General features: G+C 43.1%; 31 protein-coding genes. 15 read left to right on the top strand and 16 right to left on the bottom strand.

The window, feature by feature from the left end; genetic code table 11:
* The first annotated feature begins 2 nt into the window (after positions 1–2).
* The 4 genes from ACGF7G_RS17350 (at position 3) to ACGF7G_RS17335 (ending at position 3927) form a co-directional block, all read left to right on the top strand.
* On the top strand, positions 3–1376 hold the full coding sequence (locus ACGF7G_RS17350) for a phage tail protein (RefSeq protein ID WP_387467120.1): 1374 nt from the start codon (positions 3–5) through the stop codon (positions 1374–1376).
* Complete coding sequence (locus ACGF7G_RS17345; protein ID WP_387467118.1) at positions 1376–2002, top strand: tail fiber assembly protein; 627 nt, start codon at positions 1376–1378, stop codon at positions 2000–2002. The genes ACGF7G_RS17350 and ACGF7G_RS17345 overlap by 1 nt, the downstream gene beginning before the upstream one ends.
* A complete protein-coding gene (locus ACGF7G_RS17340) occupies positions 1981–2319 on the top strand; it encodes a recombinase family protein (protein WP_387467117.1) in 339 nt (112 codons plus the stop codon). The genes ACGF7G_RS17345 and ACGF7G_RS17340 overlap by 22 nt, the downstream gene beginning before the upstream one ends.
* Before the next feature lie 342 nt (positions 2320–2661).
* A complete protein-coding gene (locus ACGF7G_RS17335) occupies positions 2662–3927 on the top strand; it encodes a tyrosine-type recombinase/integrase (RefSeq protein WP_387467115.1) in 1266 nt (421 codons plus the stop codon).
* A 145-nt stretch (positions 3928–4072) separates the two neighbouring features.
* Here the strand turns inward: ACGF7G_RS17335 and ACGF7G_RS17330 are convergent, their stop codons facing one another.
* The 16 genes from ACGF7G_RS17330 to ACGF7G_RS17255 form a co-directional block, all read right to left on the bottom strand.
* Positions 4073–4309: a hypothetical protein gene (locus ACGF7G_RS17330; protein WP_387467114.1), complete on the bottom strand. Its 237-nt coding sequence runs from the start codon at positions 4307–4309 to the stop codon at positions 4073–4075.
* Positions 4306–4527, bottom strand: coding sequence for a hypothetical protein (locus ACGF7G_RS17325; RefSeq protein WP_387467112.1), 222 nt, complete (start codon positions 4525–4527; stop codon positions 4306–4308). The genes ACGF7G_RS17330 and ACGF7G_RS17325 overlap by 4 nt, the downstream gene beginning before the upstream one ends.
* 2 nt (positions 4528–4529) lie before the next feature.
* Complete coding sequence (locus tag ACGF7G_RS17320; protein WP_387467111.1) at positions 4530–5090, bottom strand: hypothetical protein; 561 nt, start codon at positions 5088–5090, stop codon at positions 4530–4532.
* Positions 5091–5161: 71 nt separating this feature from the next.
* Positions 5162–5800 carry a hypothetical protein gene (locus tag ACGF7G_RS17315; protein ID WP_387467109.1) on the bottom strand — a complete coding sequence of 213 codons (639 nt, stop codon included), beginning with the start codon at positions 5798–5800 and terminating at the stop codon, positions 5162–5164.
* Positions 5800–6540 (bottom strand): Rha family transcriptional regulator, encoded by a 741-nt coding sequence (locus ACGF7G_RS17310; protein WP_387467107.1) that lies wholly within the window; start codon positions 6538–6540, stop codon positions 5800–5802. Before ACGF7G_RS17310 ends, ACGF7G_RS17315 begins: the two co-directional genes overlap by 1 nt.
* A 2-nt stretch (positions 6541–6542) precedes the next feature.
* Positions 6543–6830, bottom strand: coding sequence for an ANR family transcriptional regulator (locus tag ACGF7G_RS17305; protein ID WP_387467105.1), 288 nt, complete (start codon positions 6828–6830; stop codon positions 6543–6545).
* A 13-nt stretch (positions 6831–6843) separates the two neighbouring features.
* Entirely contained in the window at positions 6844–7209 is a 366-nt protein-coding gene (locus ACGF7G_RS17300) for a hypothetical protein (protein WP_387467103.1), read from the bottom strand.
* 91 nt (positions 7210–7300) lie between these two features.
* On the bottom strand, positions 7301–7696 hold the full coding sequence (locus tag ACGF7G_RS17295; protein WP_387467102.1) for a hypothetical protein: 396 nt from the start codon (positions 7694–7696) through the stop codon (positions 7301–7303).
* A 36-nt stretch (positions 7697–7732) separates the two neighbouring features.
* Positions 7733–8002, bottom strand: a complete 270-nt coding sequence (locus ACGF7G_RS17290; protein WP_387467100.1) for a hypothetical protein — start codon at positions 8000–8002, stop codon at positions 7733–7735.
* Between the two features lie 72 nt (positions 8003–8074).
* Positions 8075–8236, bottom strand: coding sequence for a hypothetical protein (locus tag ACGF7G_RS17285; RefSeq protein ID WP_387467099.1), 162 nt, complete (start codon positions 8234–8236; stop codon positions 8075–8077).
* Positions 8237–8261: 25 nt separating this feature from the next.
* The gene (locus ACGF7G_RS17280) at positions 8262–8558 is read right to left on the bottom strand and encodes a hypothetical protein (protein ID WP_387467097.1); all 297 of its coding nucleotides are present in this window, start codon (positions 8556–8558) and stop codon (positions 8262–8264) included.
* Positions 8546–8860, bottom strand: coding sequence for a hypothetical protein (locus tag ACGF7G_RS17275; protein WP_387467096.1), 315 nt, complete (start codon positions 8858–8860; stop codon positions 8546–8548). The genes ACGF7G_RS17280 and ACGF7G_RS17275 overlap by 13 nt, the downstream gene beginning before the upstream one ends.
* Complete coding sequence (locus tag ACGF7G_RS17270; RefSeq protein WP_387467094.1) at positions 8853–9056, bottom strand: hypothetical protein; 204 nt, start codon at positions 9054–9056, stop codon at positions 8853–8855. Before ACGF7G_RS17270 ends, ACGF7G_RS17275 begins: the two co-directional genes overlap by 8 nt.
* Positions 9049–9243 (bottom strand): hypothetical protein, encoded by a 195-nt coding sequence (locus ACGF7G_RS17265; protein WP_387467092.1) that lies wholly within the window; start codon positions 9241–9243, stop codon positions 9049–9051. The genes ACGF7G_RS17270 and ACGF7G_RS17265 overlap by 8 nt, the downstream gene beginning before the upstream one ends.
* 109 nt (positions 9244–9352) lie before the next feature.
* Positions 9353–9628, bottom strand: coding sequence for a hypothetical protein (locus tag ACGF7G_RS17260; protein WP_387467091.1), 276 nt, complete (start codon positions 9626–9628; stop codon positions 9353–9355).
* A 201-nt stretch (positions 9629–9829) separates the two neighbouring features.
* The gene (locus tag ACGF7G_RS17255) at positions 9830–10540 is read right to left on the bottom strand and encodes an XRE family transcriptional regulator (protein ID WP_387467089.1); all 711 of its coding nucleotides are present in this window, start codon (positions 10538–10540) and stop codon (positions 9830–9832) included.
* Positions 10541–10666: 126 nt separating this feature from the next.
* Between ACGF7G_RS17255 and ACGF7G_RS17250 the strand changes: the two genes are divergently transcribed.
* From ACGF7G_RS17250 to ACGF7G_RS17200, 11 genes are all read left to right on the top strand, one after another.
* Positions 10667–10897: a helix-turn-helix domain-containing protein gene (locus ACGF7G_RS17250; protein WP_387467087.1), complete on the top strand. Its 231-nt coding sequence runs from the start codon at positions 10667–10669 to the stop codon at positions 10895–10897.
* 3 nt (positions 10898–10900) lie between these two features.
* Positions 10901–11221 carry a hypothetical protein gene (locus ACGF7G_RS17245; protein WP_387467085.1) on the top strand — a complete coding sequence of 107 codons (321 nt, stop codon included), beginning with the start codon at positions 10901–10903 and terminating at the stop codon, positions 11219–11221.
* A 195-nt stretch (positions 11222–11416) separates the two neighbouring features.
* A complete protein-coding gene (locus ACGF7G_RS17240; RefSeq protein WP_387467083.1) occupies positions 11417–12214 on the top strand; it encodes a hypothetical protein in 798 nt (265 codons plus the stop codon).
* A 29-nt stretch (positions 12215–12243) separates the two neighbouring features.
* Positions 12244–12444, top strand: coding sequence for a hypothetical protein (locus tag ACGF7G_RS17235; RefSeq protein ID WP_387467081.1), 201 nt, complete (start codon positions 12244–12246; stop codon positions 12442–12444).
* 9 nt (positions 12445–12453) lie between these two features.
* Positions 12454–14001 carry a DEAD/DEAH box helicase gene (locus tag ACGF7G_RS17230; RefSeq protein ID WP_387467079.1) on the top strand — a complete coding sequence of 516 codons (1548 nt, stop codon included), beginning with the start codon at positions 12454–12456 and terminating at the stop codon, positions 13999–14001.
* A complete protein-coding gene (locus ACGF7G_RS17225) occupies positions 13998–14972 on the top strand; it encodes a toprim domain-containing protein (protein ID WP_387467078.1) in 975 nt (324 codons plus the stop codon). Before ACGF7G_RS17230 ends, ACGF7G_RS17225 begins: the two co-directional genes overlap by 4 nt.
* The gene (locus ACGF7G_RS17220; protein WP_387467076.1) at positions 14972–15739 is read left to right on the top strand and encodes an antitermination protein; all 768 of its coding nucleotides are present in this window, start codon (positions 14972–14974) and stop codon (positions 15737–15739) included. Before ACGF7G_RS17225 ends, ACGF7G_RS17220 begins: the two co-directional genes overlap by 1 nt.
* A gap of 235 nt (positions 15740–15974) precedes the next feature.
* On the top strand, positions 15975–16151 hold the full coding sequence (locus ACGF7G_RS17215) for a type II toxin-antitoxin system HicA family toxin (RefSeq protein ID WP_387467075.1): 177 nt from the start codon (positions 15975–15977) through the stop codon (positions 16149–16151).
* Between the two features lie 53 nt (positions 16152–16204).
* Positions 16205–16612, top strand: a complete 408-nt coding sequence (locus ACGF7G_RS17210) for a type II toxin-antitoxin system HicB family antitoxin (RefSeq protein ID WP_387467073.1) — start codon at positions 16205–16207, stop codon at positions 16610–16612.
* A 128-nt stretch (positions 16613–16740) separates the two neighbouring features.
* Entirely contained in the window at positions 16741–16956 is a 216-nt protein-coding gene (locus ACGF7G_RS17205; RefSeq protein WP_387467071.1) for a KilA-N domain-containing protein, read from the top strand.
* A gap of 43 nt (positions 16957–16999) precedes the next feature.
* Positions 17000–17512 (top strand): KilA-N domain-containing protein, encoded by a 513-nt coding sequence (locus tag ACGF7G_RS17200; protein ID WP_387467070.1) that lies wholly within the window; start codon positions 17000–17002, stop codon positions 17510–17512.
* Positions 17513–17734: the final 222 nt, after the last annotated feature.

Below are 17734 nucleotides of genomic sequence, written 5' to 3'. Positions count from 1 at the left end.
AAATGGCTAAGAATGAATTTCTGACTTTCGGCATAGCCGAAGGTGCTAACGTATTATCAAATGAAGAGTACGCAGCATTAGCTGCAAGAGTTAATGGATTTAGTGCGGGTGTTGCTAAATCTCGTGAGTTAAATAAAGCGTGGCGTCAGTCATCTATTATTACACATATTCTTGCGCAATATATTGCTGACGAATCCGGCAATGATGTTTTAGATAACGGGGATATTGACGCGCTGAAAAAGAGTTTAGCAGCAGCGATTAAAAATGCATTGCCCGAAGTACGGGATGCAACGCTCACAGAAAAAGGCATAATACAATTAAGTAATGCTACTGATAGCACAAGTGAAAAGCTGGCTGCTACTCCACGAGCGGTAAAATACGCTTATGACTTAGCGAATTCAGCCAACACCAACGCCAACACCAAACTCTCGAAATCACAAAACGGCGCAGACATTCCCGATAAGAATGCCTTTGTGAAAAACCTCGGTTTGTCGGAAACGGTGGAGTTGGCGAGGAACGCAGTACCGGGCAGCCGGAAAATTAATGGCAAGGCGTTGACCGGGGATGTCAGTTTGAGTGCCGGGGATGTGGGGGCATGTCGGGCCTATAGTGGCTCGATCAATACCGGTGATGGCACATGGACTACTAAAGAGTTTATCGTATGGCTTAAGCAAAACGGGGCTTTTGATAATCCATACTGGATATGTAAGGGATCATGGTCATATGCCGACAATCGCATAATCAACGATACAGGCTGCGGTAATATCTGTCTTGCGGGGGCCGTGGTTGAAGTCATGGGCGTAGAATCTGCAACGACAATCCGTATCACAACACCGACGACAGCAAGCGGAAACGGCATCCCAGATACACAATTTACTTATACTAATAATGGTAAAGAGTACCGTCCGGGATGGCGCAGAGACTATACAAAAGATGAAGTAGATAGTTTGATTGTCCCTGTCGGTGTCCCGCTTCCATATCCCCACAGATACACTCCCGCAGGTTATCTCACATGTAACGGTCAGACATTTGATAAATCTCGCTATCCGAAGTTAGCGGAAGCCTACCCTAGCGGCAGAGTACCTGATTTAAGAGGGGAATTTATTCGTGGCTGGGATGATAGCCGAGGGGTCGATCCGGGGCGTGCGTGTGGGAGCTGGCAAGCTGACAGCACAAAAAGAATACAGCTCGCGGAGGGTTACGGTAACGAAAATGGTCACTTGTGGACGTATCAAGGCGCACCTGGCGGCCTCAGGTACCCGCTTGGCAGGGATGCTATGGGCAACGCCACAGCTACATCAATTGCTAACAATACAGGCGGCAACGAAACCCGCCCCCGTAACATCGCATTTAACTACATAGTGAGAGCAGCATAATGACAGAACAAAAATATTCTTTAGACCACGAAACAGCCGTATTGGGTAAAGATGGTTTAGCTATTCAGGCAGGCTGGATAAAGGTTTATCACTCTAATCAAATTACACGAGAATTCACGAGCTCTGATATCGAATATGTCATGCTTGGTGTCAGCTTATCGGCTGGGGCTTATTCTGATGCGCCAGAGCTTCCGAAATCTGATGATGAAGCTGTTTGCCGAAGCGAAGATAAACTCTATTGGGAAATCCTGCCTGATTACCGGGGTAAAACCGCTTACGACACGCAAACCCGCGCGGCTACTGAGATATCTGAAATCGGCGAGTTGCCAGATACGCTCACATTCAAAAAACCACCCACTGATTTTGACAAGTGGAACGGTAAAGAATGGGTAGTAGATAAAGACCTTCTCAAATCGCATCAGATTGATGAAGCCAAGCAACAGCAAGCAGCACTGTTACAGCAGGCAAATGAAACACTCTCGTTGCTCCAAGACTCAGTTGACTTGGAGGTTGCTACAGACTCAGAGAAAGCTGCTTTGCTGGAGTGGAAGAAATACCGGGTACTACTCACTCGTGTAGATGTGAATCAAGCACCTGATGTTGAGTGGCCGGAGCAGCCGAAGTAAGACAAAAGCCGGGCGACCGGCTTATATGCCTCACTGACAGTATCGATACATCAACAGCTATGGGAAGGTTCTTCTTTCATATGATGAGTGCTTTGGCTGAAATGGAGCGGGAATTGATTGTTGAAAGAACAAATGCAGGATTGTCCGCAGCTAGAGCAAAGGGAAGAATTGGAGGAAGACCAGTGTCATTTTCATCTGTTGAACAACAACAAGCTATAAGACTACTAGTTAAAGGTCACACACGTAAACAGCTATCACTGATTTATAATACGTCACTGTCTACTGTGTATAAGTATTTGCCTGTTAGAGCTGGGTAATCCTATCTAATTTGAGTGCTTTTTTGGTTTGTACATATGTGTGTGCATATCTTATTTTTTGGTTGATTGAATTCATATTAACCTGTTGTTTATTTTAATAATTTATTGTTTATATTGTATTCGTTGCCGAAATGTCTTAATGTAATCACCATTCAACATCAATGATCATCCTTAGTCATGAAAATTAAGTTAATTAATTGATTTTTAATTGAAATTTATTTTATTGTGGGCTTGCCTTAGTCAGTGGTAATCATAAATATTCATCAAGTGTCATAGAAAATATGTACATGTCAGTGTACATAAACTACATTAAGAGCTGTGTTATTTTTTGAGAAAATTAATATGGCTATTACTGATTCATGGCTGCGTTCAGTCAGCGGCAAACCCCAGGAAAAAATGATTACTAAGTCTGATAGAGATGGCTTGTCTGTTCGTGTTACCCCGAAAGGTAAGGTTATATTTCAGTTTAGATACCGATGGGGTGGGAAAGGAGATCGAATTGATATTGGTACTTATCCAGCAACGAGCTTAAAAGATGCTCGTGACTCGGTGATTTCTTATCGCGGAGAACTGGAGCAACATCGTAGCCCTAAAATAGTTAAACGTGTTCGCAAAGAATCTGCATTGAGCGCTGTAACAGTGGAAAAGCTTATTCGGGAATGGTGGAGAACGACAATGCAAGGTTCGAAAATTAACGCTGACCAGATATTGCGCTCTTTCGAAATTCATGTTTTCCCTAAAATTGGTAAATTGCCTCACGATGAGGTGACGCTGCATGTCTGGCTTACTTTAATCGAAGAAGTCGCAAAACGGTTTCCATCAATCGGAGAGCGTATATTGACCTATTCTAAAACTGCGCATAGATGGGCGGTTCGGAGAGGAATGACACATACTACTCCTTTATCTGATGTGGTATCTAATGATTTGAAAGGGAAGGAGTCTAATACTGACATTGATGTTGATATCGATACTGACGCAGGAGAAAGGGCATTAAGTGAAGAGGAACTAGTGATTCTTTTCCGTATTATTGATGCCCCTAAATATAATCCACGCAATGCATTAATAATAAAATTATGTCTGTTATTTGGGTGTCGTATTGGTGAGTTATTAAAGGCGAAAGTTAGTGATTTTGATTGTGAAAAAAATATTTGGGTTGTCCCTCCTACAAATCATAAAACAGGGAGAAAATCCAAAAAACCTCTTATCAGACCGATTATTTCAGAAGCTAAAAAATTAATTGAGCATGCAAAAAAATTAAATCACGGGAGTGAATATTTGTTTACTGTATTTGATGGCAAACCCTTCAATAAAGGATCACATGCTAACATCATTGATGTTCTCAATAAAAAGATGGCTCCTCACTTTGATCCTTATACATCTTGGTCAATCCACGACTTACGCAGAACCATGCGCACCGGGGTTTCTGAATTAATACCGCCTCACGTTGCTGAAACGATGATCGGTCATAAACTGCCGGGAGTGTGGCAGGTGTACGATAAGCACACCTACCTAAACGAACAACGAGAGGCATATGAACGCTGGTGGGCGAAGCTGACTAAAATTGTTTCCCGTTCTCCCAGTCAAGAATATCCTGCCACAAAAAATTAAGCTGGTCGGATTTAAACTTGGGCTTCGGGAAGCCCTCCCTTTTTTGCTTCCCGTTGCTCACCCATAACCTTATGGTGTGTGGCTTTACACCGTATCGCTCGGCTAATTCCTTTGTTTTGATATAGAGAGGCTGATTCATTATTCTTTACTCCTGTCTTTTAGTTTTACGTTTACTTCCTTTGCCTTTCTTCACGGGCGTTAACTTCACCCCGACCACTTGCGGCGCAGGTGGTGGATGAGGACAAATGCCCTCGTGGATATAGTAATTTTTTCTCATGTAGTGAATGAGCCGTTTTGTATGGTCCCTGCCATCGTCGATATGGAATGCCGGCCTGATCAGTTCATCATCGATATCTACCCTCTCGCGATGTTCTTCTGTCACTGCTCGCTCTCCCTGCAAATGATTTTATAGGCCCGCAATATGTGCGCTGTTTTGCCAGTGATCGTGGTCTTCCTCAACAGAAAGCCGACAGATGAAGCACGAACGGGTGTCATTAACAGGGCAGCATCGACACAACGGTTATGTCTGCGGCGTTCAGTGATGAAACTGGCAATGACGATTTGAGCCGTGCTACCTTTGTCTAAGTATTCGATTCTCATGGTTACCAGCTCTTCATTTCCCGTGTTATTACTTCGAAAACATCCTCTGCGCAAGGCATGACTATAAACACAGGGTTGCCGTAATACTTGTTCGTTATAGGGCAGAACCGAAAGCGGCAAGCTGTCTTCATACCGGATGGCTCCATAATCACTATCCCTAACCTGTCAAACATCTGAGCGGGGTAGGACAGATATTCGGTGCGAAAGAACGGCATGACATCCTGTTTCTCTGTTGGGATGATTTTGTCAAAATCAGGAAACCGATCATTCAGTATTTTCAGATTATTAAAACCAAACAGGCGGCCATCTTCATCGTAGTGAAATGCCTTGCTGCCTCCTTCTAAGTCTATTTTTGTATTTTCAGCGGCTTCTGGAATATCACCATCAAACCGAATAATTAAGTCAATCTCAGTATCAACGTTGTGCTCCATACGAACGGCAACATGGCTATTGGTTGCCTCAATATACTTAGGTGATATATGCACCCCTGTTAATTGAGGGTGTTTGTTCACCTTAGCCACGCAAACCAAAGCCGCTCGCAGTAAATTAGAATCAATAATCATTATTTTTTCCTTGTAAATTTTCAGTACCGAACAATTTTTTAAGATCTGCGGCGTAGGTGTTTGCCAGCGCATTAAGATGAAAGTTTTTCGTTATCATTTGAGCCTCCTGTCAATGAATAAACCGGCATGGTGTTAAACTCGCCAGCCTCTGCTGCTTTGATTAATTCATCGTGCAAGATAGAAAGCCCTTCGCGCCCTTTATCAGATAGCCGATTGCCGATCTCTGGCTGCATATTGATAAGATCCATGTACATTCTGACCGCCATATCCGCCCCGTCTTCGTTACCGCACTTCTCAAAGGCGATCCCCTCAATATGGGTTGCTAACATCATGCGCTCTGCTAATGGGTATATTGTGATTGCCGCTGGACCATTAACGTAGAGGGCTGCGGTATCGGAGCCTCCCTCGTCGTTATCAACTTCACAGGTGCCGTTTCTGTCTATTTGCTCTTGCACAAACGAGGCTGACACAATCCACCGCCATAACATCAACCGCTGTTCACTGGTTGGCGCATGGAAGTCCGCTTTCCAGCCACGAGAAATAGCCCCTATCAATTCAAAGCCCAGTAACAAATCATTGTCATACTGACCAGTGTCCAGTGATACTACCGCCTCCGCATAACTCATGACTTTGCTGTTCGCTGCCTCAGTGATGACAATGACGCCATACTTGCCGTAATCAAATGCTGGCTTAGTGTGATGTTTGCTCATTACTTACCCTCCCAGCCGATAACCTGAAACAGCCCCATTTTGGGGTGATGCCATTTGGATTTACGTTGCTCAGCCTCACCCATCATCAGACGAAACGCGCTCATAAAATCCTCTTTAAATATGATTTTCATCGGGCGAGGTTGTCCGTCTGGTGTCATGATGATGATGCTGTCCGTTGGAACGTTGTACTGTTCAGCCAAGGTGCGGCACTTGGCATTGGTTAATCCTGATTCGGTCGCAGCCAGAGAGAACCCAATCCAACCTGTGGGAATCGCGCCTTGTTTTATGCGGTCAATGGTTTCATGAACCTGTTCAACTCTTTCTTCGACCTGATTAAGGCGGCGCTCCTGTTCTACTTGTGCTAAGGCGTAGGCGAGGTTAAGTTCAGCCTGAGATTTTGGTTTTGTGGTGCCAGACTCCAGAGCAAACCAACGGTCAATGATGGCAGCGCGACGCTTGACATCATATCCGGTGATCAGTATTTCGGTATTCCGGCGATCAAGGAGAATTTCACTGATAAAACCCCTCTCATCAATAGCAACAGTAATCCCGGCAGCAAACATAACCTGTTGATTTCTATGATTCCTCAAAAATGAGGAATCAAATTCAACGCTATAGACAACTTTCAGAACTTCCCGGATGTCACGAATAACGTTATCGTGGCGCTTATCTGTTAATTCAGCGATTTCACGACTGCCCATCATGGTTGCTTGATTGCTGGTGGTAGTTATATTGGTCATTTTCATACCTCTTTTTCTTTATCAATATGGACCTTTAGAGCATTGGCGAGTTGTTTCGCTTCTCTCTCTCTTTTACGACGCTGCTTATAATCTTCCTGCCATTGTTCACAGCGCCCTTGTAATGAATGACGCTTTAAATTCAGTTCAGCACGATATTCAGCCCATTCACGGTTAACTTGGTGCTTGGCATGTTCAGCGACTTTATTCCAGAGAGCCGCCGCAATTTCATATTTTTCTTCTTTCTCACTTTGAATAGCTCTTTGTGAGAAATTAAAATGGGTAATATTCACTGTGAGTCCTTATTTACTGAAAGGTATATTCTGGTGAAAACCCGCTATGTTTAGCTCTTTCTGCAATGAACTTAATAAGAGCACACATAAAGTCATCGCCTTCTTTTGTTAACTTATCGCCGTGTTTTGACAGATAACTGCTATAGCTATCTAAAATATATGCATCCGCCTCACATTGCCTATATGTGTCATAAACAGGAACTTCAAAAAACACATACAAGGCTTTCTTTAATATTTCTTCCGACAATTCAACAGTACACATAGAATTATCGTGAAGAGTGACTGCAATACAATGACTGTTAGTTTTCTTCATCATTGCATCGAGTTTTGCTACTATTAAACGATTTCTGTATCGTTCAATTAATGTTTGAGTAATCATAGATACCACTCTGTTTTTAGGCTGAGACAATCCCCAGCCATTAAGCTGTAATTAAAAGTTAACTAGTTTCTAAATTAGTAAGAGTTTATATTTAAAACTCACCTCCCATTACTTTAACTAAGGCTTCCGCATGTTGTTTAGCGGCTTCTTCCGTTAAGTGAATAAAACCATTCTTCAAACTATGGAAGTCAAATTTACTATCATCCCAACAGTCGGGACGAACATCACCTGTTAAAGCGGGAGTCCAATATTGTTGACCTTTTTCAAGTCTGTAACAAACCGGCTTTGGATAGCTAATGTTAATTATTTCGGGCTTGCGGCGATATTTAACCTCAACAACCCAACTTGGGTGGTCTGTTAATGAACGCCACGAATTTCCGTCATCGAGCGAGCTTTCCCACAGCAACCAAGGTTCATCAGTTCTCGAAGCATCCTGTGCATATTGAGCCATTGAATCAGCGTGCATGTGTCTTTTATTGTCTGACATTGTTTAATCCTCTATTTAATTAACGATTGGCTTCCATTAATAACCCAATTTTTCTAATGTTTCTAATGTTTCTTTGACTACATTATCAACATTGGATTGATCAGTTTTATCGAATGCATCATCACGTAGTCGCGCTACATGTTCGTAATTATCATCATTAAATGAAAACCACGGACCAATAGATATTTCTCCAAAATCTTCTTGCCAGCAGAATTTGATCCCTAATTTTCCTGTTTCTCCATCCTCAACTTTTTCGACTAAAACTTGCCTGCCGTCTGACTCAAAACACTTAAACCATATTTCCATATTCATACTCTCTATTTAATTAATAATTAGCATCCCTGCCGATAAGTCCCGTTGCTTTTTGGTGTGGTGAAATTATTTTTTCACCCCCGTCAATCTAAATTCAACATTGACCTCATTAAATATATCTCGCAATAGTTCAACTTCGCATTTAGCGTCATCGTCGTTATCAGCTTTAACCCAAAGCGTTGTTGCCTGACTGTTAATTGAGAGATATATAATTTCAACTTCGTACATTTTTTACTCCTTAAATTTAACCGGGTTATTGTTTGGTGATGTTGATAAATTCTTTTTTTAATCGCTCATATTCACCGAAAGCGTCAATATAATTTTTGCTACATAAATTTATTTCGGGTTTATTTTGGTCTTTAATCTCTTCTATTTGCCTGCCCATTGTTTCTATCTCTTTTATCAGCCCAAAAACCAGATCTTGTAATGCACCGATGGCATAAGATTCATCACATTCTTTTTTATATAATTCTTGCCATATTTGGAGAAGTGCCCTTATCTGTTTTGCCTTTATCTCCACACATGAGAAAGCGGTCTCTAAATCAAACATAATTCCCTCTCTTTTTTCGATGCTTCATTCATTACGATGTTATTTGCAACGTCAATCAATTTAGTGATTTGTTTGATGACTTTTAAGAGTAGGAAACCATCCGGTTTCCCTTTGTTTTCCGATGAAATGCAAAACTCATCGTGGATATTATTGAATTCAATAAATTCAATAAAGAAACTGTCATTGAAAGTAAGTAATTCTTTATTATTTTCAATAACGATGGATAATTTATCACTGAGCTCGATATAACCCTCTAAAACAGTGTAAGCGAGCACTGATGGAGATAATGTTATATTAGGCACGGTTCACCTCATTATTAATTAAAGCCGCTTTAAGGGAGCGATAAACCTCCGAATTAATATCACAAGCAAGTGCAATTAGATCTGCTAGGACGCCTGAGCATTCTTCTTTGGCTACTGTATCTATAATGACCTCATAGAGTGAACAGGCTAAACCTGAGCGATATTTTGCGTCGTCTAAAGTAATTGGTTTACGCATTGTGTACCTCCGAATTAACTTGCCCCATCCAGACAATGAAATACCCTGAAAGCATTTCAGATAACGCATCCTTAGCTTGTTGATAACTTTCAGCCACATATTTAACTTTGACGATGAGTTGTTCAGTACCTGCGAGTTTTTTGACTGCAAAAATAAAAGTCTTTGTGTTAGTATTTGTGTTGAACATAGTAATCGCACCTCAGCGTTTAAGTGTTCAGGCTCTGGTGGTGACGCCAATCGAGCACCAGAGCTATTTTTAAATCAGTTCAGTCCGTTTATGACGGAGATTCTTTTTGCTACTCTTTATATTTCACCTCTGTAATCGACTTGAAGTTATATTGGTAATTATTTTGCTGTGTGGTTTGCTCAGTGCTTTTAACAGATTCTTCACCGTGGAGTTTTTGAGTTAATGAAAATATTTCATCGCAGATTCTTTGGTGAATGCACATCATCACTAATAGGTCACTCTCTTCAATAGCTTCATGTTCCATCAGGCGCTTTATTGCTGAGTTAAACACCGCCGACTCTTCAGTACGTTTTCTCAATAAACAAACAGAATTTTCAGTATTCATTATGTTATTACCTTGTTCTATCGGTGTGTTTAAAAGAGTACATCGTGAAATAACTTATTGCAATACCAAAAGTTATGATTATTTATGCCTTTTGTTTATTTTATTGATCTTTAATACTATTTAGTTTTGATGCGAGGAATTTTGTGCTTACTGTGAGGGCAAAAAAAACCGGCGAATGCCGGTTTTGATTGGTTGAAACGGTTAAAGCAAAACAGAGTACCAAAACACCTTTCCAATTATTTCGATTGTATTCTCATTTGCTTCCTCATCATCGTATTCTCGGTTAAAGCTTCGTATCATTATCTTGCCTCCTGGTTGCCTGTAGAGCATTTTTATACGCTTCAACCCATCTTGATTAATTGCGTAAATCCCACCATCAACAATATGTTTATTATGAACATTAACAGCAACGGTTGTCCCGTCAGGTATTACGGGCTCCATACTGTTTCCTTTTGCTGGAAAACACAGAATTCCATTACCATTACTATTGGCCCCAACTTTTCTCAATGCGGCTTTAGAAAAGTGTAATTTGAACCCCCGATGGTCATCTTCACAAAAGCTGCCATCACTTGTTGCAAGCTCTATATCTCTTAAGAGAGGAACTTTCACCTCGTCATCAAATGGCTTTGCTTTGCTACCCTGCACATCCCATTCGTTTTCTGGTGGTATTGCTGAATCTAGATGGTGTAATTCGTTAGGTTCATACATTGGTCCTTCACCTGATGACAGCCATTCCGGCCTGACATTCAGTGCTCGTGAGATATCAACAAGCTTTCTGCTGGTACTGGTCTTGCCAGATACAAGTTTCCATATTGATGGCTGGGAGACACCAATTCTATCAGCAAGCACACTCTGACTGATGTTGGCCTTTTTCATTGCCAGCAAAAGTCGTCCTGAGAATGTAGTTTTCATATTTATTTACCTTATCTTTTCTACTAATTTATACCTTTTGTTATAAATTAACAAATGCATTTTGGTATTGCAAAAAGTCATAGTTTGATTAATATTGTCTAACGGCCTATAACTTTTGGAATATTTATGTTTAATTCTCATATCAAAACTGCAATAGAGATTGCTGGCGGACAGTCTGCTCTTGCTAGGGCATGTGGGGTTTCCCAGCCTGCTGTATTTCGCTGGCTGCATGGACGTCGAGTAAAAGCCGATCATGTTATGTCAATCGTAAAAGCATCAAAGGGACGGGTATTGGCTCATCAAATCCGCCCTGATCTCCCTGATGTATTCCCTCCTCCGGTCGTACATCAGGACTAAAACATGCCTTCTGAACACGCAAAAATAACAATGCCGTCGCATTTTTACCCAGACGATGGGAAGTGGATACAGGAGATGTTACTGAGTCTTGATCCGGCTACCCGGGCAAAAATCACGGTGAAGTATGCCGAGGTTTATCAAGCGACTTGGGATGAAGAACCCGTTTCATATCGGAAAGACAATATGGCAAGACGGGCAGCAAATATTCGGCTTAGGGAATTCGTCAGGAAGTATGCCAGAGCGAGTCAGGGTTACACAGAGAAGCCGCTTGAGGCACCGAAAGCACTGCCAGAGAACCAGCCCCAACCTGAGGTGGCGTTGTGATCGGGGATCTAACAGGCAGCACGGAGAAGGCTTTTGTCTTCTGGCTGTGGATCGGAGGTTAGGGGATCACTGGGGCTAAGCATGAGAAAAATAGCCAAATGAGAATGATTATCAAAGTGGGTAAAAAGCCAAAAAAATGGCAGGCACGGAAAAGTATTAAATAAGTACCCCCTTATTTTTTTAGGACAAATGAGAATGATTATCAAAAACGAAAAAGCAGAAAAGATTATCAAAAAACATCGTGCTCTCGTGAGCTGGAAGCCTGCGCGAGCCATTGCTGAATTAGTCGCCGCTGGCATATCAGAGTCTGACGCCGCCGCTATGGTCAGGGCGAGCGCACCGGAACGCAAAAAACACAAACCTCACAAGCCTCACAACAGCCACGCAAAACCGGTAGATCTGGAAGCGCTGAGTACTCACTACATCGTGGTCGGTGATTATGACCTGCTGAGCCTCAAGCATCAGGATGTATTGATTGCCGCTATCCGAAACGGAAAAGGCAAGAGTTCATGGTATGACGAACCAATGGCAGTAACGCTGTTCGGATTAGTTAAAGCCTATCCGATAATCACGACAGCCGAGGTGAATAAATTCCTCAGTCGTGGGGCATTCATCGACAGCATTCCGTTACTCATTGACGGGGAGATGATCGAGGGTGAAATCATGCCGTCAGCGAATAACGACAGCGTGAAGGGGGTTTTTCGTGCAGTTAAGCAACTGAAAAAAATCACTGACCACCTGACGGATAACGGAGAATTAACCTTTAAAAAATACCTTGACCGTGTACCGACTGACGAAGATGTCAAATACGCGGTGGGTATCGTTGCGCCTGTAATCATTAATCCCTATTTCCACAAAATTGACTATGAGCGCCAGTACAACGATATGCCCGCGCGTGAACACGCTGAGGACAGTAAGCGGATTATCAATGAATGGAAAAACGAACTGAAAATCAAAGGAGGCAAGAAACCGGCTGAAACTTTGGCGAGTTGAGCACCGGTTCTTGCACAGGAGACGAAATAATGAACATCACATCTCAAAGGGATTATGTCACTAATGCCGACTTATTCGCAACCTTATGTGGCACTCACCAACTTATTGATGTCGCTATCACGCTGATAAGGGAAGGTCGAAATCTTGAAGCGGAAAGCATACTGCGAAGGGCGAATACAGCTTCTTCGTCTGCTATCGAACATCACAAGACCGCATTATTGCGTAAATAAGGGGTATTCATGCTGACGATAACCCCAAATACAACTCAGAGCCGTGCATTAAACATGCTGCGCCAGAACTGGAAACAACACAGTACCTTCATGGTATATGCGCCTACCGGGAGTGGCAAAACAGGCTTATCAGCCTTCATCACAGCGGGTTTTATTTCTCGCGGTATGCGTGTCATGTTTGTCGCGCCTTACCTGACTCTGGTTCGCCAGACTGCAACCCGATTTATTCAGTACGGACTGCCAGAGGAGGAAATTGGTTACGTATGGCGGGATTACCAGCCTCATGACCCAAACCGGCTGATTCAAATTGCCTCGGCTGACACGCTGATCCGCCGTGACTTCCCGGACAACATCGATCTGTTGATCATTGATGAGGCCCATTTACGCCGTAAAAAACTGCTTGAAGTGATTCAATATCTGGCAGAAAACACCGATGTAAAAGTTATCGGCCTGTCAGGAACGCCGTTTTCCCCATTTCTGGGAAACTACTATCAGCAGCTCCTGAAACCCACCACGATGAAAGAGCTTATTGATAAAGGCGAACTCAGTACTTATGAATTTTATGCTCCCACCAAGCCGGACTTGAAAGGCGTAAAAATGACTTCCAGTGATGAGTTCGGGCGGGATTATAAAGAGGATCAACTGGCTGAAATTATGGGGGATTCAACGCTGGTAGGCGATATCGTCAGGAACTGGCTGGAGAATGGTAACGATGCACCGACGATCTGTTTTTGCGTCAACGTAGCTCATGCCAATTTTATCACGGTCGAATTTAATAAAGCGGGTGTCAATGCCGAGGTAATCATTGCTGAGACCCCCCCGGAAGAAAGGCAGATCATCATTCATCGCTTCGAACAAGGCGCAACAAAAATATTAGTGAGTGTCGGTACGCTGATGGCCGGGTTTGACAGTGATGTGCGTTGTATCATTTATGCTCGTCCGACCAAATCAGAAATCCGATGGGCTCAAAGTCTTGGCAGAGGCTTAAGGGCTGCGCCCGGCAAAGAAACCTGCTTGATATTCGATCACAGCGGCTCTATTCACCGGCTTGGTTATCCCGACGATATTGAGTATGACGCATTGCCATCTAAAAATGATGGCATGAAAGACGCCTCTCGCAGCACTGACAGCGATAAAGCCGAAAGACTGCCGAAGGAATGTCCCAGTTGCCACTTTATGAAGCCGGTAGGCGTCTATGTCTGCCCTAAGTGCGGATTTAAGCCCTTAAGCGGTGAAGATGTGGAAGTAGATCGCTCTCGAGGACTGAAAAAGCTCAACGGCAAGGATCGCGTCTATAGCAAGGCAGAGCGTCAAAGCTGGTGGTCACAAATCAAATACTACCAGCGCCAGCGAGCCAACCAAGGGAAGCCCATTAGTGATGGCTGGTGTGCGCATACCTTTAGAAGCAAATTCAGCGAGTGGCCTGATGGCTTAAATGACCATCCGGTCGAGATCACCCCGGAAGTAAACAATTTCATCAAATGGACATTAATTGCTTACGCGAAGAGCCAGGAGAAAAAACAACGCAGTTCAGCAATGCAGGGAGGTGGTTTATGAAAACAACGGATGCGGTAATTGGGCAGTGGTCGAAAGTGTTTGAGTATTACGGCCTGCCCCCTGTGACAGGAAGGAAACATTACAAAGGCAAGTGCCCTATTTGCGGTCAGAAAGGTAAGTATCGTTGTGATGATCGAGATGGGCGGGGAACTTTTATTTGTGTCTGTAATACCGGCGATGGCTGGAAATTACTTGCGCTGACTCAAAAGAAAGACTTTAAAACGCAAGCGAAAGAAGTTGATGAAATTATTGGCAATACGTATGCCTATCAGACAGAAAGCGTTCAATCTTCTGTCAATAAAGATGACCGGTCATTACTTCGTGACAGGGTGATTAGGAAGTATTCCACACTGGTGAATCTACATGGAACGTCAGCCGAAAGCTATTTACGTAACCGGGGGATTAACTGTTTACCTGTCGAACAAATCAGGTATTGCAATCATCAGCCCGTGGGAGCGAAAGCTTTTCAGGCCATGTATTCTCTGGCGACGGATGATAAAGGTGCGCTTTGTTACTTGCACAGGACGTTATTAGAGGGTGACAAAAAAGCCAATATGGATCTCGCCAAGCAGACTTATTCCCTCCAGTCTGATGATTATTTAAAGCACACAGGCTCTGTTGCTATCCGCATATTTCCAGTTTCATCAACATTAGGGATTTCAGAGGGCATAGAAACAGCACTGTCCTGCAAACAGATATACGGCTGCAATACCTGGTCGGTGATGAACGCGGGATTCATGGAGAAATTCCGGGTACCGAACGGGGTTAAACATTTAATTATTTTCGCTGATATGGATCTGCATTCAGCGACCGGACACGCCGCCGCGTTTGAGTGCGCCAGAGGCAATCTCATTGCCAAAAATGATTTAGAAACGGTCAGTATTCGCTGGCCCGATCACGGTGATTTTAATGACATGCTCCTTAACGGTGATGAGGTGCGTCAACTGTCTTTTAAGAAGTGGATGGAATAATGAAACTCGAATCAGCATTAAAACATTTTAGCCCAAAAGGACTGGCAATTAGCAACTCATCAAAATGCACATCAACAGACCGGATCACCGGTACTGATGTGATGGCAGCATTAGGCATGGCCGAATCTAAAGCGACATTTGGGATGGCCGCGTTCCTTGGCAAGCACGGCGTCAGCAATGAAGATACCATTCGGACTGTTGAGCAACTGACTTTGTATGCCAAACGTCAGGTACCCAAACTTATTACCAAGGCGGCGGGCGGGCGGAAGTTAGGAAAATGCATTGTGATCTTGGCAAAAATGGCTTTTGAAGAATATTCCCGATCGGCGGCAACTACCACTTCATGTACTCACTGCAATGGACGTGGGCTGATATCAGTTCAGCGTGATGTGATTAAGTATGCAGGGTATAAGGATGTGATAGAGCAACGGGTAGAAACTGAGCAGGTGGATGAGCTTTGTTCTCCCTGTAACGGCAAAGGGATTGTATCCGGCCGTTGTCGTTGTAACGGTACCGGAAAAGTCGTTGATCGTGAAGCAACGAAAGTCGCTGGTGCGCCGGTGATTAAAATCTGTGAGCGTTGTTCTGGCCGCGGTTATAGCCGGGTGCCATCATCAGTTGCATATTCAGCGATTAAGGCCCTTTTGCCTGATTTAAACGAAAGGACGTGGAGAAGGAACTGGAAGCCATTCTATGAAAAGCTGGTGGCGAAATGCGATATTGAAGAAAGCAGGGCAGCATCCGAATTCAGCAAAGTTACACAATAAAAACATATCGACAATTTGCATTTTGTCCGCAATTGGTTTATTGTCTATCAATAGTGGGGAATTGTAGCTATGCTCACTAAAGAACATTCAGGCCCGCCGATGAGCGGGTTTTTCTATTTCTATTATCTTGTACTCCCTCTCACGATAATATAAGCAAAAATGTTTATATTTCCCTTGTTTTTATAAACAAAAATGTTTATACTTGTTTCAAGTTAAACAAACAGGAGAGGAGGTAGTGAAGCAAAGCGAATTTCGACGGTGGCTTAAAGCTCAGGGAGCGGAATTTAAAGAGGGTAGTAATCATCTAAAGATCTTCCTGAATGGCAAGCAAACAACGATGCCAAGGCACCCCAGTAAAGAGCTCCCCGAACCATTGCGGAAATTGATACTGAAACAACTTGGCATTAAATAATAAAACTGGCTCAGAAATGGGCCGGTTGTTCGCCGCGCTTCACTAAATATACTATGCGGTATCCGGTAAAATTTGAACACGATGAAACGGGATGGGCAGTCATGTTTCCCGATATTCCCGAAGCGTTAACAGGGGGTGAAACAAGAGAGGAGGCGTTGGAAATGGCGCAAGATGCTCTTGTCACTGCGTTTGATTTTTATTTTGATGATCAACGCGAAGTACCGATGCCCTCTAATGAAGGGGAGGCTTTTGTTGATGTTCCGGCGAGTGTTGCAGCTAAGGTACTGTTGTTAAACACCATGCTGCAAACAAAAACAAGCAATGCAGAGTTAGCGAGAAAACTAGGCACGCGTCCGCAAGACGTGCAACGTATAGTATCATTGCGTCACAGCACGAAGATTGACACAGTAGAAAGCGCGTTGAACGCACTCGGTAAAAGATTGGATCTCGCGATTAATTGACAACGCATTACCCACATTATTCCAGGCTACGCATTGCGTGGCCTTTTTCACATAATTCTGAAAAAGTCCTTTGTTTGATATGTATACGATCTAAGATGTTCATCCGATACAAGCAAAACGGAGGTCGGATGAAACAGTTAGATTTACCGCTTATTGCTCGTGAAGAGAATAATGTGGTGATAGCTCAGCGTGCATATGATGGTTACATTAATGCAACAGCGATGTGTAAAGCGGCTGGGAAGCAACTTGGGCATTATTTAGAGAATAGTACCGCGAAATTGTTCTTAATCGGAGTTGTCTGCCGATATCGGAATTCCGATATCGGAACTAATTCAAATAGTTAAGGGTGGTTTTTCTGATCTTCAAGGCACATGGGTTCATCCTCAAGTGGCAATAAATTTAGGTCAATGGGCATCACCTAAGTTTGCTGTTTTAGTCTCAAAATGGGTGTTTGATTGGATGACTGGCGGAAAGCAACAGAAATCTGTCATGCCATACCATGTAAAACGCTATCTTATTAATAGAGATAAGATTCCCCCCACTCACTTTTCCATGTTGGATCAGATGACATTGAAACTACTGGCCCCGCTGGAATCTAGGGGGTACTTATTGCCTGATAGGTTAATGCCTGATATTTCATTAGGAAGAATGTTTAGTGCTTTCTTGCGTTCTCAAGGACACGATCCTGATTCATTCCCTACATATACACACGAGTTTGATGATGGGAAAAGGAAGGCGGTAGCGGCAAGACTTTATCCTAATGAGTTGATGACATCTTTCAACTTAGAGGTTCATAACTGGATTAGAGATAAGTCTCTCAGTTATTTTGGTTCAAGGGATCGTGAAGCACTGCCTCATCTAGAAAATATCATTGTTGCTTTACCTTCTCCTGAAAATTAAAACTATTCAATATTTGATTTGGATAGCTATATAACCAGCCAAGTGCTGGTTTTTTCCTATTCGCCGCCGCAACTTCTCAACACTCCAATCTTTGTTGCGGTTGGCGTCTTTAATTAACTACAACTCACAGGGGTAACATAGTTCACCCCACGGACACCCATTTATGGGGGTGGATATGAAACTCATGGACAAGCAGCCTGATATATGGATGCAGCTGTGGTT

It is taken from the genome of Photorhabdus sp. RM323S (assembly GCF_042879375.1).
In the GTDB taxonomy this organism is placed as follows: domain Bacteria; phylum Pseudomonadota; class Gammaproteobacteria; order Enterobacterales; family Enterobacteriaceae; genus Photorhabdus; species Photorhabdus tasmaniensis.
Note: the sequence above shows the minus strand (reverse complement) of the source record. Positions and strands in the feature narration are given on the sequence as shown.

Bases quoted from the DNA above. Each gene is read 5' to 3' on its own strand.
- ACGF7G_RS17300 (WP_387467103.1), bottom strand. From the start codon at position 7,209: ATGATTACTCAAACATTAATTGAACGATACAGAAATCGTTTAATAGTA.
- ACGF7G_RS17260 (WP_387467091.1), bottom strand. From the start codon at position 9,628: ATGAATACTGAAAATTCTGTTTGTTTATTGAGAAAACGTACTGAAGAG.
- ACGF7G_RS17220 (WP_387467076.1), top strand. From the start codon at position 14,972: ATGAAACTCGAATCAGCATTAAAACATTTTAGCCCAAAAGGACTGGCA.
- ACGF7G_RS17240 (WP_387467083.1), top strand. From the start codon at position 11,417: ATGATTATCAAAAACGAAAAAGCAGAAAAGATTATCAAAAAACATCGT.
- ACGF7G_RS17205 (WP_387467071.1), top strand. From the start codon at position 16,741: ATGAAACAGTTAGATTTACCGCTTATTGCTCGTGAAGAGAATAATGTG.
- ACGF7G_RS17230 (WP_387467079.1), top strand. From the start codon at position 12,454: ATGCTGACGATAACCCCAAATACAACTCAGAGCCGTGCATTAAACATG.
- ACGF7G_RS17235 (WP_387467081.1), top strand. From the start codon at position 12,244: ATGAACATCACATCTCAAAGGGATTATGTCACTAATGCCGACTTATTC.
- ACGF7G_RS17350 (WP_387467120.1), top strand. From the start codon at position 3: ATGGCTAAGAATGAATTTCTGACTTTCGGCATAGCCGAAGGTGCTAAC.
- ACGF7G_RS17265 (WP_387467092.1), bottom strand. From the start codon at position 9,243: ATGTTCAACACAAATACTAACACAAAGACTTTTATTTTTGCAGTCAAA.
- ACGF7G_RS17325 (WP_387467112.1), bottom strand. From the start codon at position 4,527: ATGAGAATCGAATACTTAGACAAAGGTAGCACGGCTCAAATCGTCATT.
- ACGF7G_RS17315 (WP_387467109.1), bottom strand. From the start codon at position 5,800: ATGAGCAAACATCACACTAAGCCAGCATTTGATTACGGCAAGTATGGC.
- ACGF7G_RS17225 (WP_387467078.1), top strand. From the start codon at position 13,998: ATGAAAACAACGGATGCGGTAATTGGGCAGTGGTCGAAAGTGTTTGAG.
- ACGF7G_RS17295 (WP_387467102.1), bottom strand. From the start codon at position 7,696: ATGTCAGACAATAAAAGACACATGCACGCTGATTCAATGGCTCAATAT.
- ACGF7G_RS17255 (WP_387467089.1), bottom strand. From the start codon at position 10,540: ATGAAAACTACATTCTCAGGACGACTTTTGCTGGCAATGAAAAAGGCC.
- ACGF7G_RS17250 (WP_387467087.1), top strand. From the start codon at position 10,667: ATGTTTAATTCTCATATCAAAACTGCAATAGAGATTGCTGGCGGACAG.
- ACGF7G_RS17245 (WP_387467085.1), top strand. From the start codon at position 10,901: ATGCCTTCTGAACACGCAAAAATAACAATGCCGTCGCATTTTTACCCA.
- ACGF7G_RS17290 (WP_387467100.1), bottom strand. From the start codon at position 8,002: ATGGAAATATGGTTTAAGTGTTTTGAGTCAGACGGCAGGCAAGTTTTA.
- ACGF7G_RS17210 (WP_387467073.1), top strand. From the start codon at position 16,205: ATGCGGTATCCGGTAAAATTTGAACACGATGAAACGGGATGGGCAGTC.
- ACGF7G_RS17280 (WP_387467097.1), bottom strand. From the start codon at position 8,558: ATGTTTGATTTAGAGACCGCTTTCTCATGTGTGGAGATAAAGGCAAAA.
- ACGF7G_RS17320 (WP_387467111.1), bottom strand. From the start codon at position 5,090: ATGATTATTGATTCTAATTTACTGCGAGCGGCTTTGGTTTGCGTGGCT.
- ACGF7G_RS17345 (WP_387467118.1), top strand. From the start codon at position 1,376: ATGACAGAACAAAAATATTCTTTAGACCACGAAACAGCCGTATTGGGT.
- ACGF7G_RS17335 (WP_387467115.1), top strand. From the start codon at position 2,662: ATGGCTATTACTGATTCATGGCTGCGTTCAGTCAGCGGCAAACCCCAG.
- ACGF7G_RS17270 (WP_387467094.1), bottom strand. From the start codon at position 9,056: ATGCGTAAACCAATTACTTTAGACGACGCAAAATATCGCTCAGGTTTA.
- ACGF7G_RS17310 (WP_387467107.1), bottom strand. From the start codon at position 6,540: ATGACCAATATAACTACCACCAGCAATCAAGCAACCATGATGGGCAGT.
- ACGF7G_RS17285 (WP_387467099.1), bottom strand. From the start codon at position 8,236: ATGTACGAAGTTGAAATTATATATCTCTCAATTAACAGTCAGGCAACA.